This is a genomic window from Ottowia sp. VDI28 (assembly GCF_049532675.1).
Lineage (GTDB): Bacteria > Pseudomonadota > Gammaproteobacteria > Burkholderiales > Burkholderiaceae_C > Ottowia.
In genome coordinates, this window is the sequence record NZ_CP149820.1 from 645622 (window position 1) to 658933 (window position 13312).

Here is a 13312-nt window from a genome sequence, read left to right on the forward strand (position 1 = left end):
GGCCTGAGTGGCCAAGCGCAGGCTCAGCAATGGGAACAGGTGGGGCGGACGCCGCAATCTACGGTAACCCCCGTATCAGCCACATCTTTGGTCTTTAGTCCCAATGGCACGCCTTACATTGCCTATAAGCATGGGGCTGGAGCCAATCTCAACAGGGCCGGGGTCAAGCGCCTGAATGCCGCAGGCACGGGCTGGGAGAGCGTGGGTGGAGCCGCCGTATCGCCGGGCTCGGTCTCCACGGTATCGCTGGCTTTTGCACCCGATGGAACACCCTATGTGGCCTATGAGGATCGGCTGAACGGCAGCAGGGCCAACGTCAAGCGCTTGAACGCTGCAGGCACTGCTTGGGTGCAGGTGGGCGATACAGGCCCAGCATGGAAGCCAGGTTTTTCAGCGGGCGAGGCCGATAGCGTCTCCTTGGTCTTCAGCGCCGAAGGCAGTGCCTATGTAAGTTACCAAGACCGGGCCAACGGATACAAAGCGACGGTAATGCGCTTGAACGCGGGGGGCACCGAATGGAAGGTCGTCGGTGCTGCAGGCTTCTCGGCAGGGCGGGTTGAGAACATCTCTCTTGCCGTTGGCGCAGGAAACCGCCCCTATGTGGCTTATCAGGACGAGACCAGGGGCTATAAGGCCACAGTGATGCGGTTGAACACCGGAGGTACCGCGTGGGAGAGTGCAGGTCCTGCCGGGTTTACACCGGACGCTGCAGCCCATCTATTCCTGGCTGTGAGTCCCGGAGGTCAGCCTTATGTGGCGTACTCCAGTCAGGCCAACGGCGACGCGGCTTCGGTGTTGCGCCTGAACGCGGAGGGGACAGGTTGGGAGTCCGCAGGCTATGGCAGCGTCTCATCGGGGTTGACTATGGGAGCTACCCTGGCGTTCGCTCCCGACGGCAAACTCTATGTGGCCTACAGGGCTCAAATAGATGGCTTCAAGGCGACGGTGAGAAGCACGGACGCGGCAGCGAGCAAGACATTTTGGACGACCGTTGGTTCTGCAGGTTTTTCGATGGGAAGCGCCCTTGATTTGTCGGTTGCCGTTCACCCCGACGGTACGCCTTATGTGGTCTATGTCGACGAAGCAAGGGCCGCCAAGTCCACAGTGATGCGGCTGAGCGCAGCGGGCCCAGCGTGGGAGGCTGTGGGCGAAGCAGAGTTCTCGATGGGAGCCGCGGCGTATACGTCCCTGGCTTTCGGCCCCAACGGCAAGCCTTACGTGGCCTATGCGGATCAGTCCAATGGCGGCAAAGCGACGGTGATAGGCCTGAACGCTGCGGGTACGGATTGGGAGCCCGCGGGTGCCGCAGGATTTTCAATGGGTTCAGCCTCCTACATCTCCCTGGCGTTTGGCACCGATGGCAAACCCTATGTGGCTTATAGGGATGCAGCCCATGACGGAAAGGCCACCGTCATGCGCCTGAACGCCGAGGATGCTGCTTGGGAGGCCGTAGGGCCTGCAGGCTTCTCGGCGGGCGCGGCCAGCTACACCTCCCTGGTTTTTGATCCCAATGGCAGGCTCTTCGTGGGCTATCAAGACGGAGCCCATGAAAAAAAGGTGACGGTGATGGGCCTGAACGCGGCGGGCACAGCCTGGGAGGCCTTGGGCATTGAGGGCTTCTCTGCGGGCGAAGCCGCATACGTTTCCCTGGCAGTGGGCCCAGATGGCGAGCCCTATGTCGGCTTTCAGGACAAGGCCAACAGCTCTCGCGCCACTGTCATGCGCCTGAATACTGCGAACTCTGCTTGGGAGCTCGTGGGAAAAGCTGGTTTTTCGAGCGTGCAGGCCCGCTTCACATCTCTGGCGGTCAGTCCCGACGGCAGGCCGTATTTGGCGTATCAGGGAGGCTCCAACAACAATGTTGATCCAGCGGTGGTGATGGGCCTGAACGCACAGGGCACGGCCTGGGAGGCCGTAGGCACGGGCGACTCCTTTTGGCCGGCCCAACAGATCTCTCTGGCGATTGGCCCGGACGGCAAACCCTATGCGGCCTATGCGATACCGGTCGGCGGCAAAGTGATGGTGATGCACCTGGACGCAGCGGAGCGCTGGCGGGATATGGGCGCGGGCGTCTCGCAGGCGGAGGCTGCTTACCCCTCCCTGGTGTTTGGCCCTGATGGCAAGCCTTATGTAGCCTTCCGAAATTCGTCCAAAGGCGGTATCCCGACAGTCATGCGCTGGACTCGAACGATGATTTCCCGTCCCGGCGCCGCAACCAATGTGTTGGCAGTGGCCGGAAATTCCTATGCCACCGTTTCTTTTGATGTGCCCGCAAGCACTGGAGGCTCGGGTGTGACCATCGAACGCTACACCGTCACTTCATCTCCAGGCAATATCCCGTGCCGAGTGACTATCAACCCTGACAGTACTCAACAGTCTTGCAAGGCCACCGGACTGCAAAACGGCACGCCTTACACCTTTGGCGTGACGGCATTCAACGTGGCAGGTGGCGGGTCTGTGGCACGCAGCAATACCGTAACACCCCAAGCGCTGAGTTTGAGCGCACCGGAAATAGTGCCTCCCGCAACGTTCGGGCAGGCGTATGAACTGCGCTTGAGCGCCTCAGGCGGTGCTGGCAACTATGTCTACTCGCTCAACCCTGATAGCCTGCCGTTGCCTGCAGGATTGGACCTGGATGGCGCGACTGGCCTGATTTCGGGCACACCCACGGCGCCTGCCGGTACCTACCCCGTCAGCGTGGATGCAACCGACAGCGATGGTGAAACCGTGACCCTGGATCTGACGATCACCATTGCAGGAAAGCCGGCCGTTTCGAATCCGGTAACACCGGTGCCTACCCTCAACCAGTGGGGTGTCATGCTGTTGGGTTTGGTGGCTGTGGGGCTGGGGATGCGCCGGCTGCGGTTAAGCGGGCCAACAGACCGTTCAACGCATACGCCACCGTAGCTGCCCGCACGGCCGCACGATCACCTTCAAAGTGCTGGCACTCGCTTGTTGTCCGGCCTTGCACGCTCCATCCGAACCACACGGTACCCACGGGCTTGTCCGCACTACCGCCGCCAGGCCCGGCCACCCCGGTCACCGCCACACTGATCTGCGCGTGGGAGTGCGCCAGAGCGCCCTCGGCCATGGCGCGCGCCACTGGCTCGCTCACGGCGCCATGCTGCACGATCAAGTCTGCAGGCACGCCCAGCAATTCCGTCTTGGCGGCGTTGCTGTAGCTGACAAAGCCGCGTTCGAACCAATCCGATGAACCCGCCAGATCCGTACAGGCGCCGGCAATCAGGCCGCCGGTACAGCTTTCCGCGGTGCACAGCAGCCAGCCGCGTTCGCGCAAGGCCTGCGCCAGGTCTTGAACAGTTTTCGTCACGTCTGTCTCTTTCATGCGATCTACCAGGCGCGCCACAGCGCCATCACGAGCAACGTACAGAAAGCGGCCACCAGGTCATCCAGCACGATGCCAAAGCCGCCGCGCCAGCCCGTGGCCCCATGAAACAGCCGATCCGCCCAGCCCACCGGGCCGCGCTTGACGGCGTCGAAGAATCTGAACAGCAAGAATGCCACCAGCTGTGCCCAGAAGCCAGCCGGCAACACGAGCCACAGCACGATCCAGAAAGCGATGACCTCATCCACCACGATGGCGCTGGGATCAGCGATGCGCAGGTGCCGTGCCGTCACGGTGCTCGACCACCAGGCGGCCACGAGGCCGAGCGCGATCACCCAACCCTGCTCCGCAGGCGTGGTCAGCCACTGTGTCAGTACCAGCCATGCCAGCCAGGCCCATAGGGTGCCGGCGGTGCCTGGCGCAAAGGGGGAGAGGCCGGAGCCAAAGCCAAAGGCGATCCAGTGCGCGGGGTGCCCGCGCATGAAGCGGGCGCTGGGCCGCACCGCCCCGGCCGGGGGCGGCCCAGCGGGAGGCGAGAGCGGTGCGAGCTGAACCTCTTCAGGCGCCGCGGCGGTTGGGGTGGCCGGCTTCAGCGTGCGCGCTTGCACGTCGGTCACGTCGTCGCGCGGGGTATCGGCCAAGCTCATACGGTTGCAAACAAGAACATGGGAGCATGCTAGCAGAGCCCTTTTTTGTTGCTGGGCCGTCCCAAGACAAAAAGCGCCCCCTCGGGGGGCAGCGGACCACGCGAATCGGGAAAGCGTGGGGGTCTTTTTTTGTTGCTGGGCCGTCCCAAGACAAAAAGCGCCCCCTCGGGGGGCAGCGGACCACGCGAATCGGGAAAGCGTGGGGGTCTTTTTTGTTGCTGGGCCGTCCCAAGACAAAAAAGCGCCCCCTCGGGGGGCAGCGGACCACGCGAAGCGGGAAAGCGTGGGGGTCGTTTTTTGTTGCCGGGCCTCCCCCAAAACAGAGGTAGGGCACCACGCTACTCAGCCGGCATGCCGCTGTGCTTCACCAATGGCTGCTGTGATCGCTGCCCGTGCTTGCGGGCTGTTCTTCCAGCAACTCGATCCAGTGAGTTGTGCGCCGTGTGCAAGGATATCGAGCGCATTGGCCTTGGCCAGATGTGCCAGCGATTCGATGCCCATCTGCTCCAGGCGTGCCACGACCGTGGGGCCGACCCCCTTCACGGCCAGCAAGGCTTGGCGTTCGTTCAGCGGAAATGGCATGGTGAGTTCAAGAGGTTGTGGCGCACGCTCCATTATCCCGAACTGATTTCCCTGATCATTTCAATCGACCTTGATGCCGCGCTGCTTGATCACGCCGCTCCACCGTCCGATCTCGGATTGGACCATCTTCTGCATCTCGGAGGGTGAGCTGGGCGATGCCATGCTGCCCACCTGGCCCAGTGCCTTTTGAACGTCGGCGCTTTCCAGCGCCTTGCGTACCTCTGTATTGAGGCGCTGCACGACTGCCTCAGGGGTGCCGGCGGGGGCCGCCAGCCCCAGCCACGAGCGGACTTCGAAGTCCGGCAGCGTGGTTGAAACAGTCGGTATATCGGGCGTGGCTGGCCAGGGCTTCGCACTGGTGACCGCGAGCGCTCTCAGTTTGCCAGCCTGAATGTGCGGCGTAGCCACGGTCAGCGTGTCGCACAGCATGTCCACTTCGCCGCCCAGCACGGCCTGGATGGGAGCGCCGCCGCCACGGTAGGGGACGTGCAGCAATGGCACGCCCGCAGAGGCTGCCAGCAACTCGCCCACCATGTGCTGCGTGGATCCGATGCCCACGGACGAGAAGCTGATCTGCTGCTTCTTGGCCGAGTCCAACAACTCCTTCAGATTCTTCGCCGGATGGTTGGCGCGCACGGCCACCACGAACGGGAACGAGGAGACCGTGGAAATGAAGGAAAAATCCTTTACCGCGTCATAGGGCAAGTTGCTGCGCAGGGCCGCCGACACGGTATGAGCGCCGGTGAGCAGGACCAGGGTATAGCCGTCAGGCGCGGCCTTGGCGGCATGGTCGCTGGCAATCGCACCGCCCGCGCCGCTCTTGATCTCCACCACGACGGGCTGGCCGAGCGCATCCTGCAGCTTGCGGCCTATCAGGCGCGCGACCACGTCCGCATTGCCACCGGCACCGAAGCCATGAACGAGCGTGATCGGGCGAGTGGGGTAGGAACTCTGGGCAAAGGAATGGGAGGACAGCGCGGCTGCGGCAGTGGCGGCCCATACGAATTGGCGGCGGGAAAGCGTCTTCATGTTGTCTCCGTGATTTTTGTATTGGTGGCTTGGTTGTCAGATCGGGAATGCGTTCTCAGGTGTCTTGCCGAACGTAGCCGGACTGCGCGCCGAAGAGCTTCTCGCGCTGCGACCAGTCGTGCGTTTCATTCCACAGCGCCAGCACCTGGGGTGCTTCGGCTTCGAACACCGGATAGCGCGAGGGGTCGCAGGTTCGTGTGGTCAACTCCAGGCGGTGTCCTGAAGGATCGAAGAAGTAGATCGAGGTGATGAAATCGTCGTGGTTGGTGGGGCCCACGACCTTCAGGCCCTTGGATTCCAGATCTTGCTTGGCCTGCTGCAAGGTCTCCAGGCTGTCGACTTCGAAGGCGAAATGCTGTACCCAGGAGGGTGTTTTCGGATCTCGCCCCGAAGGCTCGCCTTCGTCGTTCGGGCATTCGAAGAACGCGATATTGCTGCCATCTTCCATCTCGAAGAAGATGTGGACATGGGGGCTGTATTTCCCGGTGGAAGGGACATGATCCTCACCCATCGCGTGGGCGAATTTCAAGCCCAGCACCTCGGTGTAGAACTTGGTGGTTTCGGCCGCATCTCTGCAGCGGAAGGCAGCATGGTGGAGCTTTTTGCACAGCATGGAGAATCTCTTCGTATCAATGGAAAAAGAGGCCGGAGCGCGCGGATCGTGAGCTCGTTCCTACGGGGCCAGCCACTGGGGTTGGAAAAAGGAAGCCGGTTGCAGGATGCGGGAGCTTTGGCTTTGCAGCATCGGCATCATCTTGGCGACATAGGCCCTGAAGCCCGGGTCTTCCATCAACCGGGCACGCCGCTCGGCACGCTCGTTCAGGTCGGTGTAGGCCCACAGGTGAACGATCTGGTTGAGTTCGCCAATATCGGTGTGGTAGTAGCCCACCATCCGGCCCAGGATGCGTTTCTGGATGGCCATACCCTCGGCCTCATAGAGCGCCAGGTAGGCGCGCCATTGGCCCGGATGCGTGGTGTAGGTGCGTTCCTCGACGATCATGGCGGCGCCTACAGCGTGTGCCCGCCGTCGATCACGAGGCGTGTTCCGGTAGCGGTTTTCAAGTGCGTGGCGCAGGCAAGCACCGCATTCGCCACATCTTCGGGCGTGACTACCCTGCCTAATGGTGTCTGCGCGGCCTTCTTCTGCAATTCTTCCCGGCTGCGTCCGGCGACGAAATCCGTATCCACTGAAGCCGGAGACACGCTGAGAAAGCGCACCTTGGGCCCGAAGGCGCGCGCCAGCGACATGGTGAGGGTGTCCAGCGCCGCCTTGGCCGCGCAATAGGCCACATTGCTGCCCGAGCCGGTGAAGGCGGAAACCGAGGAGATGTTCACCACCAGGCCATCACCGCTGTTTTGCAGCAGCGGCAGCAGTGCCCGGGTGATGGAGAACGGGCCGCCTGCGTTGGCGAGAAGAATCTCGTTGAAGAGCTTTCCGTCCATGGTGTCCAGATCGGCGTGTGCGATGCGCTGCGTATAGCCGGCGGAGTTGACGAGAATATCCACCCGGCCCGTCTCACGGCCTACGCGCTCGGCGAAGGCTTCGTGGCTGTCGATGTCGTCGAGTACGAGCGCGATGGCAAGGTGGCCTGTGCCGGGGAGTTCCTTCAGCACCGCCTCCGCGCGCTCCTGGCCGCGGTGGTAGGTCACCACGACCTGGGCGCCTTCCGAGGCAAGTGCCCGGGCGCAGGCCGCGCCGATGCCGCTGCTTCCTCCAGTAACGATGGCGAACTTGCCGGTCAATGTGGGTGGGGTCATCTCTCTGGCTGCTTGAGTTGCTTAACCCGAATTTATGGACTCCCCTTCTTGGCGTCCATCATTTGTCCATTTATCGAACATGAATTGAGAGGCCGAATTTCTGCAAGCTACGCCTCTGCCGGATGAGTGATTGCATGCTGTAATGATTGGTACGTCGCCTTCAAACTGTTCTATTAACGGATATGCCTTCCAATGCTGATGCCGGTTCGCTCAAGCGGGGCGTGACGATCCTGAAGCTGTTGGCCACCGCAGGAGCGCGTGGCTTGTCCCTGACGGAGATCGCCGCCCATGCCGGGCTTCCACACCCTTCGGTTCACCGCGTGCTCAAGCAACTCAGCGCCGAGCGGTTGGTCGATCGCCACCCCGAACTCAAGCGCTACCGCCTGGGCCCGCTGGCATTCGAACTCGGCATGGCGGGCTCCACGATGTACGACATCCGTGATCTGTGCGACCACACCATGGATACGCTGGCCGAGGCCACGGAAGACACGATCTATCTGGTCATGCGAAGCGGATTCGACGCGGTGTGCATGCATCGGCGGGAGGGTTCCTTTCCCATCCGCACGCTGGTGCTCGAAGTGGGCAGCCGGCGCCCGCTCGGTGTGGGGGCGGGCGGCTTGGCGATCCTGTCAGCGCTGGAAGACGAGGAGCGCGGTGAAATCATCGAGCGGGTGGCATCCAAGCTGGACGCGTTTGGTCACTTGACGGCCGAGTCCATCGCCGAAGCATGCCGCGCAACGCGTGAGCGCGGCGCCGCCGTCATCGAAGGCACGATCAATCTCGGCGTCACTGCCGTGGGCGTGCCGTTTCGAGACACCATGGGTCAGGCCGTCGGTGCTTTGAGCGTCGCGGCCCTGTCGCAACGGATGACCACTCCTCGCCTGCACAGCATCCGCGAGGCGCTGCAAGCCGCCTGCAGAGGGGTTGAACGCCAACTGCGTGGGCGTCGCCGCGCTGGATGGCTGGCGGGTTGAGGCCTGGGGCCGCCGAGCTCCAGCTCGGCATCTGTCTACATGGCCCTCAACTACGCGGCCAACAGCGCTGTATCGATCTCATCCGCGCGCTTGGCCGCAGGGCGGGGCCTGTGGCGGGTGGCGAACTGCACGAAAGCCGGCCGCGCCTCCAGGAGCTTGAATTGCAGGTACCAGCCTACGGAAGCCGCCACCAGCAGATCAGCCGCGGTGAAGTGGTTGCCGGCCAGATGCTCCTTGTCCTTGAGCGCGCCCTCCAACGTGTCCAGCAGGTCCTGCTCGGTGCCGAAGCCGGCCATGCGCGGATCGGGCAGCGCATGGCCGCCGGTCTTGGCCACCATCAGTTGCTCCAGCGGCCCCATGAAGCTGATCCAACGGTAGTAGGGGCCGCGTTCGGCGCTGCCTACGGGGGGCGCGAGCTGCTTGTCCGGCACCAGATCGGCCAGGTACATGGCAATGGCGGCATTCTCGGTGACCACCGTGTCGCCATGTTTGATCGCTGGCACTTTGCCCATGGGATTGATGGCGCGGTATTCGGGGGCTTTCATCGTGCTGCCATATTCGAGCAGCACGGTCTCATAGGGCAGGCCGGTTTCCTCGAGCATCCAGCGTGCTACACGGCCACGCGACATGGGGTGGGTGTAGAAGGTGAGAGAAGCAGTCATGGGGTTCTCCTGGTCAACAAAAGCGGAAAAGATACGGAAGGGTTCACCACTCGACACGTTCATCGGTGCCGCCGAACGCCGCTGGAAAGCCCCGATAGTGTGGCAGGTCGTCCATCACGGGCAGCACGGCGTGCTGGCAATGGATGTGAAATTGCGGCTGGAACGCACCCGGTGGCAGCAGATAGGCGTTAACTCCCCGCAGGCCATCCCCGGCCGCGATCTCCGCGAACAGACGCGTGCCGCATGAGGTGCAACTGAGGCGAGGCGTGGTGCGAACCACATGAGGCCGCGGGGCTCCTTGCGCGACCAGGACCGCAGAGGCGGGGTAGACGGATTCTGCGACGTAGGCTGCGGAATGTGCCGCTTGGCAGTCATCGCAATGGCAATAGAACTGTGCCAGCGGCTCGCCGCTGATGTGCAGATGCACAGCGCCACAAGGGCAAGCCACTTTCAACGCGTTGGCCTGGTGCGGAAGCGGATGATCGGTAGATGAGGGCATGCGAATCTCCATTGGGGTGCGGCCTCTAGGGCGTGCAGCCAGTGTGCGCAATACCACTGCCAGTTTCTGTCAGCAGCATGGCTGCCTTAGAACGTGTTCAAAGTCCCGGTGCGAAGGGACCGCGGGGGTCAGTCTACGAGGTCGGCCTGCAATTGCGTGAGGCGCGCGCGCAGGCTGGCGTTCTCGGTTTCCAATTCGTGCACGCGGGCCAGCAGGCTTTCAACACTGTGCTCGGACGAAGTCGGCTCTGCTTCATCAGCGCTTGGGGCGGTGGCATCTGGCTTGGGCTTGCGTTTGGCTTCACGCACCCGCTTGGCGGCCTGGCGCAATTCCTTGGCGCCGCCATGAGCCGCTTGTACCTGCTCTTCAGCGGGAAGGCTGGCGATCATGGCTGCAGTGCTGAGCTTGATGTCTCCAGCTTTGACCGCAGCGACCACCTCAGGCGCAGCCTGGTTCTGGATGGTCTCGATCATCCGCACCTGGGTGCTGCTGATGCGCGCGGCCTTGGCCAGGGCTTCACGGCTGGACAGCAGACGCGTGTCCGCGCGGCCAGCGGCAGGAGCTGTATCGGCATTGGCCTCATGCGCCGTAGAGCTGCCATCGCCGTCCATATCGGGCGGTGGGTCGCTGGCTGGGCCGGCAGGCGTACCAGTTGTCTGCGGGGTTTGCTGCCGGGCTTGCTCTGTCTTCAGGCGAGTTTCCAGGATGTCGCGCTTGCGCAGGGCAAGCACGCCGCGCTGGAAGTCCGAAATGCTGCGCCGGCCCAGGTGCTGGTCGATCATCCAAAGATGTACGTCTTCCAGCGTCTGGAATTGGCGAGCCTGCACTGTGGAGAAGGGCAGGCCGTGTTTCTGGCAGATGCTGTAGCGGTTGTGGCCATCGATCAGCAGATCACCCCAGATCACCAGCGCATCGCGGCAACCTTCTGCCAGGATGCTGCGCTCGAGCGCAGCATATTCGTCAGGGGTGAGGGGATCGATATAGGCTTTGAGGTCTTCCTTGACAACGATATCCATGGGCAAGTATCAGGCGCGAGAGGATGATTGGCGAACCGCCCTGGCCGGACCATGCAGGCGCGGACAGGAGAAACGAAAGGGCGAAATTCTAAGCGCGCAGTGCCCCGCGGTCCTGCCCCTTCCCCCGTTGGGGGACGGCTGGGATGGGGGCTTTCACGGCGCCACCTCTCCTCGGCTGCTCACTTCCCGCATTCCAGCACCCGATGGCCCTCGCTCACGAACTCAAGACATGCACGTTTGCTCGCGCCAGCGCTGGATGAGCTGATGCCGCCGGGGCGGATAACGCTCGCCTGTGTCGCAAAGCGCCACGACGCGGTCAGCGCGGAAGTGGCGGAAATCCTGACGCAGCTCGCACCATGCCGCGATCAGCCGGGCATGATCAAAAAAAGCCATCGCAAACGGCCAGATGCGGCGCTGCGTGACGCAATCATTCTCATCTCGGTAGTCGAGCAGCAAGGCGTGTTCGGCGCGGATAGCCTGGCGCAGCGCGGGAAGCCAGGGCGCAGGTGGAGGTGCATCGCCGCGCTTGGGCACGAAAAGGCCGTTGGTATCGATGCCCAGACGGAGTTCAGGCGGCAGCACACCGCTGATGCGCGCCATCGCGGTTTGCGCGGCATGCGCCAACTCAGGGTCTGCTGCATGGCCTGCTACCCAGCGTGCGCCGAGCACCAGTGCTTCCAATTCGTCCGCGGAAAACATCAACGGCGGCAGCGTGAAACCTGGCTTCAAGACGTAGCCCACGCCCGGATCGCCTTCAATCGCCGCGCCCTGATCCCGCAGCGTGGCGATGTCACGGTACAGCGTACGCAGGCTCACCCCCAAGGTTTCCGCCAGCGCGTTGCCCGCCACTGGCATCCGGTGAAGGCGCAGGTGTTCCAGCAACTGGAGCAGGCGGGCGGCGCGGGACACGGAGGACGCCTACGCGAAGTGGTCGAACGCGCGCGCCGCCAGCGGCGCGGACCGGCCGTCCGCCTCCATCAGGCGCAGGCCCGGCGAGACTTCGATCCGGCCGATGCGGGTGACGAGCGTATCCGCGCGCGCGCCGGCGGATAGTACGGCAGCGCGGGCTGAGGCTGGGGCGGTGAAGACGAGCTCATAGTCATCTCCGCCGGTAAGCGCTATCCGTCGCAATGCGTCGGAATCGAACGAAGCGCCCGCCAAGGAGGGGCAAGCGCCTGCAGCCGTCAGATGAGCGGCCGCGGCGGCATCGAGGCAGGCCCCGACGGCGCTGGCTTTCAGGATGTGGCCCAGATCGCCAGCGAGGCCGTCGCTCACGTCGGCGCACGCACTCGCGATGCCGCGCAGGCCCAGGCCGAGCGCCAGGCGCGGGGTGGGGCGCTCGAGCCGCTGGCGGGCGAGGGGCAGCACGTCTGCCGGCAAACCCCATTCGCCCCGCAGCGCACCCAGGGCCAGCCGCGCGTCGCCCAACGTGCCGCTGACCCAGATATCGTCATTCACGCGAGCGCCATCGCGCCGCAGGGCCTGTCCGGCGGGCAATTGGCCGAATACGGTGATACACAGGTTGAGCGGGCCGGCAGTCGTGTCACCGCCAATCAGAGGGCAACGGTGCGTTTCGGCCAGCGCCAGCAGTCCGCCGGAAAAGGCCTCAAGCCACTGCTCATCGCGTGCGCGCTCGGCTGGCAGTGCCAGCGCCAGGGTGAAACCGAGTGGCTCCGCACCCATGGCGGCGAGATCGCTCAGGTTGACAGCCAGCGCCTTGTGGCCAAGCGAGGCAGGGGCGACCTCGGGGAAAAAATGGCGGCCTTCGACCAGCATGTCGCTGCTGATGGCGATCTGCATGCCCGACTCCGGCTGCAACAGCGCGCAGTCGTCGCCAATGCCCAGCGCCACCGTCCGGGAAGGTGGTTGCGCTTTGGCGGGTTGCTTGAAAAAGCGCTCGATCAGTTCGAATTCGCCCATGCCAGCGCGTCACCTGATCTTCTCGCGCACGTGCGCAACACCATCCGTCAAGCGGCGCATGCGGCCGGCGCGTCTGGCAGCGGCTTTCAGAAAGGCCATCATCAAAGGGCCGCTGTCAAGCACGCCTGGTTGTTCTTCGGCGCCTCCCAGATGAAACTCGGGGTGCCACTGTACCCCCATGACAAAGGGCGCCCCGGTATGGCGAATGGCTTCGGGCACCAGATCGATCGGGCTGCGCGCTTCGAGCACCAAGCCTTGGCCGAGGCGGTCGACGCACTGATGGTGGATGCTGGTCACGCGTTGCGGCTCATAGCCATAGATATCCGACAGGCGTGAGCCGGGCAGAAAGTGCACCTCATGGGTCAGGCGGTCGTAGTCCAGATCATCCATGTGGCGGATGGAGCCCGGCCACTGAGAGGGAATGTCCTGGATCAGCGTGCCGCCGAAGTAGACGTTCAGCAGTTGAGCTCCTCGGCAGATGCCCAGCACCGGTTTGCCGGCCTCAATGAAGCCGCGCAGCAAATCCAGCTCGTATTCATCGCGGATGGGGTCGCTGTCGGTGTCTTCTCTCCAGGGTTTGGCACCGTAGATTTCGGCGCTCACATCGGCTCCGCCCTGCAGCACCAGCCCGTCCAGGTTTTCCACCAGATCCCTCAGCGGCGCATGGCGGCGTTTGCGTGGTACGCGCTCGTCTATGAAGGGGATCATCAAGGCCACCACACCGTGCGACATGATCCATTGCGCCATGTTGCTTTCCAGGAACTGCAGACGCTTTCGCGGTAGCCCCAGCCCGGGCGGGGGGCTGTGCAGCAGGCGGGCGGAGATGCCGATTCGAAGAGACATTGTGGTGAAGTGTTCAGCGCTCAGCGGGACAGGTGA

General features: G+C 63.5%; 15 protein-coding genes. 2 read left to right on the forward strand and 13 right to left on the reverse strand.

Features of this window, described 5'->3' with window-relative positions:
- Positions 1-87: 87 nt before the first annotated feature.
- Positions 88-2907 carry an IPTL-CTERM sorting domain-containing protein gene (locus WJU18_RS02930; RefSeq protein ID WP_423458689.1) on the forward strand — a complete coding sequence of 940 codons (2820 nt, stop codon included), beginning with the start codon at positions 88-90 and terminating at the stop codon, positions 2905-2907.
- On the opposite strand, the gene WJU18_RS02935 is transcribed toward WJU18_RS02930, so the two are convergent.
- The 7 genes from WJU18_RS02935 to WJU18_RS02965 all read right to left on the reverse strand — a co-directional run bounded on the left by WJU18_RS02935 (position 2816) and on the right by WJU18_RS02965 (position 7362).
- Positions 2816-3346 (reverse strand): CinA family protein, encoded by a 531-nt coding sequence (locus tag WJU18_RS02935; protein ID WP_423458690.1) that lies wholly within the window; start codon positions 3344-3346, stop codon positions 2816-2818. The two genes, WJU18_RS02930 and WJU18_RS02935, sit on opposite strands and share 92 nt — an antisense overlap.
- A 5-nt stretch (positions 3347-3351) precedes the next feature.
- Positions 3352-3828, reverse strand: coding sequence for a phosphatidylglycerophosphatase A (locus tag WJU18_RS02940; protein WP_423460918.1), 477 nt, complete (start codon positions 3826-3828; stop codon positions 3352-3354).
- 507 nt (positions 3829-4335) lie between these two features.
- Positions 4336-4575 (reverse strand): helix-hairpin-helix domain-containing protein, encoded by a 240-nt coding sequence (locus WJU18_RS02945; protein WP_423458691.1) that lies wholly within the window; start codon positions 4573-4575, stop codon positions 4336-4338.
- Between the two features lie 60 nt (positions 4576-4635).
- A complete protein-coding gene (locus WJU18_RS02950; RefSeq protein ID WP_423458692.1) occupies positions 4636-5604 on the reverse strand; it encodes a tripartite tricarboxylate transporter substrate binding protein in 969 nt (322 codons plus the stop codon).
- A gap of 55 nt (positions 5605-5659) precedes the next feature.
- A complete protein-coding gene (locus WJU18_RS02955; RefSeq protein ID WP_423458693.1) occupies positions 5660-6217 on the reverse strand; it encodes a VOC family protein in 558 nt (185 codons plus the stop codon).
- 60 nt (positions 6218-6277) lie between these two features.
- Positions 6278-6604 carry an NIPSNAP family protein gene (locus tag WJU18_RS02960; RefSeq protein WP_423458694.1) on the reverse strand — a complete coding sequence of 109 codons (327 nt, stop codon included), beginning with the start codon at positions 6602-6604 and terminating at the stop codon, positions 6278-6280.
- 8 nt (positions 6605-6612) lie between these two features.
- A complete protein-coding gene (locus WJU18_RS02965) occupies positions 6613-7362 on the reverse strand; it encodes an SDR family NAD(P)-dependent oxidoreductase (RefSeq protein ID WP_423458695.1) in 750 nt (249 codons plus the stop codon).
- Positions 7363-7544: 182 nt separating this feature from the next.
- On the opposite strand from WJU18_RS02965, the gene WJU18_RS02970 reads away from it, so the two are divergent.
- Entirely contained in the window at positions 7545-8336 is a 792-nt protein-coding gene (locus tag WJU18_RS02970) for an IclR family transcriptional regulator (protein ID WP_423458696.1), read from the forward strand.
- Positions 8337-8386: 50 nt separating this feature from the next.
- Here WJU18_RS02970 and WJU18_RS02975 read toward each other — a convergent pair whose 3' ends face one another.
- The 6 genes from WJU18_RS02975 to WJU18_RS03000 form a co-directional block, all read right to left on the reverse strand.
- Positions 8387-8998, reverse strand: coding sequence for a glutathione S-transferase family protein (locus WJU18_RS02975; RefSeq protein ID WP_423458697.1), 612 nt, complete (start codon positions 8996-8998; stop codon positions 8387-8389).
- 43 nt (positions 8999-9041) lie between these two features.
- The gene (locus WJU18_RS02980) at positions 9042-9497 is read right to left on the reverse strand and encodes a GFA family protein (protein ID WP_423458698.1); all 456 of its coding nucleotides are present in this window, start codon (positions 9495-9497) and stop codon (positions 9042-9044) included.
- A 128-nt stretch (positions 9498-9625) separates the two neighbouring features.
- On the reverse strand, positions 9626-10513 hold the full coding sequence (locus tag WJU18_RS02985; RefSeq protein WP_423458699.1) for a plasmid replication/partition related protein: 888 nt from the start codon (positions 10511-10513) through the stop codon (positions 9626-9628).
- Positions 10514-10735: 222 nt separating this feature from the next.
- On the reverse strand, positions 10736-11422 hold the full coding sequence (locus tag WJU18_RS02990) for a helix-turn-helix transcriptional regulator (RefSeq protein WP_423458700.1): 687 nt from the start codon (positions 11420-11422) through the stop codon (positions 10736-10738).
- Between the two features lie 9 nt (positions 11423-11431).
- Positions 11432-12433: a thiamine-phosphate kinase gene (thiL, locus tag WJU18_RS02995; RefSeq protein ID WP_423458701.1), complete on the reverse strand. Its 1002-nt coding sequence runs from the start codon at positions 12431-12433 to the stop codon at positions 11432-11434.
- Between the two features lie 9 nt (positions 12434-12442).
- Complete coding sequence (locus WJU18_RS03000) at positions 12443-13276, reverse strand: gamma-glutamyl-gamma-aminobutyrate hydrolase family protein (RefSeq protein ID WP_423458702.1); 834 nt, start codon at positions 13274-13276, stop codon at positions 12443-12445.
- Positions 13277-13312: the final 36 nt, after the last annotated feature.

Excerpts from the sequence above, each read along its gene's own strand:
- WJU18_RS02980 (WP_423458698.1), bottom strand. The coding sequence starts at position 9,497 with ATGCCCTCATCTACCGATCATCCGCTTCCGCACCAGGCCAACGCGTTG.
- WJU18_RS02975 (WP_423458697.1), bottom strand. The coding sequence starts at position 8,998 with ATGACTGCTTCTCTCACCTTCTACACCCACCCCATGTCGCGTGGCCGT.
- WJU18_RS02985 (WP_423458699.1), bottom strand. The coding sequence starts at position 10,513 with ATGGATATCGTTGTCAAGGAAGACCTCAAAGCCTATATCGATCCCCTC.
- WJU18_RS02955 (WP_423458693.1), bottom strand. The coding sequence starts at position 6,217 with ATGCTGTGCAAAAAGCTCCACCATGCTGCCTTCCGCTGCAGAGATGCG.
- thiL (WP_423458701.1), bottom strand. The coding sequence starts at position 12,433 with ATGGGCGAATTCGAACTGATCGAGCGCTTTTTCAAGCAACCCGCCAAA.
- WJU18_RS02970 (WP_423458696.1), top strand. The coding sequence starts at position 7,545 with ATGCCTTCCAATGCTGATGCCGGTTCGCTCAAGCGGGGCGTGACGATC.
- WJU18_RS02960 (WP_423458694.1), bottom strand. The coding sequence starts at position 6,604 with ATGATCGTCGAGGAACGCACCTACACCACGCATCCGGGCCAATGGCGC.
- WJU18_RS02950 (WP_423458692.1), bottom strand. The coding sequence starts at position 5,604 with ATGAAGACGCTTTCCCGCCGCCAATTCGTATGGGCCGCCACTGCCGCA.
- WJU18_RS02935 (WP_423458690.1), bottom strand. The coding sequence starts at position 3,346 with ATGAAAGAGACAGACGTGACGAAAACTGTTCAAGACCTGGCGCAGGCC.
- WJU18_RS03000 (WP_423458702.1), bottom strand. The coding sequence starts at position 13,276 with ATGTCTCTTCGAATCGGCATCTCCGCCCGCCTGCTGCACAGCCCCCCG.
- WJU18_RS02945 (WP_423458691.1), bottom strand. The coding sequence starts at position 4,575 with ATGCCATTTCCGCTGAACGAACGCCAAGCCTTGCTGGCCGTGAAGGGG.
- WJU18_RS02940 (WP_423460918.1), bottom strand. The coding sequence starts at position 3,828 with ATGCGCGGGCACCCCGCGCACTGGATCGCCTTTGGCTTTGGCTCCGGC.
- WJU18_RS02965 (WP_423458695.1), bottom strand. The coding sequence starts at position 7,362 with ATGACCCCACCCACATTGACCGGCAAGTTCGCCATCGTTACTGGAGGA.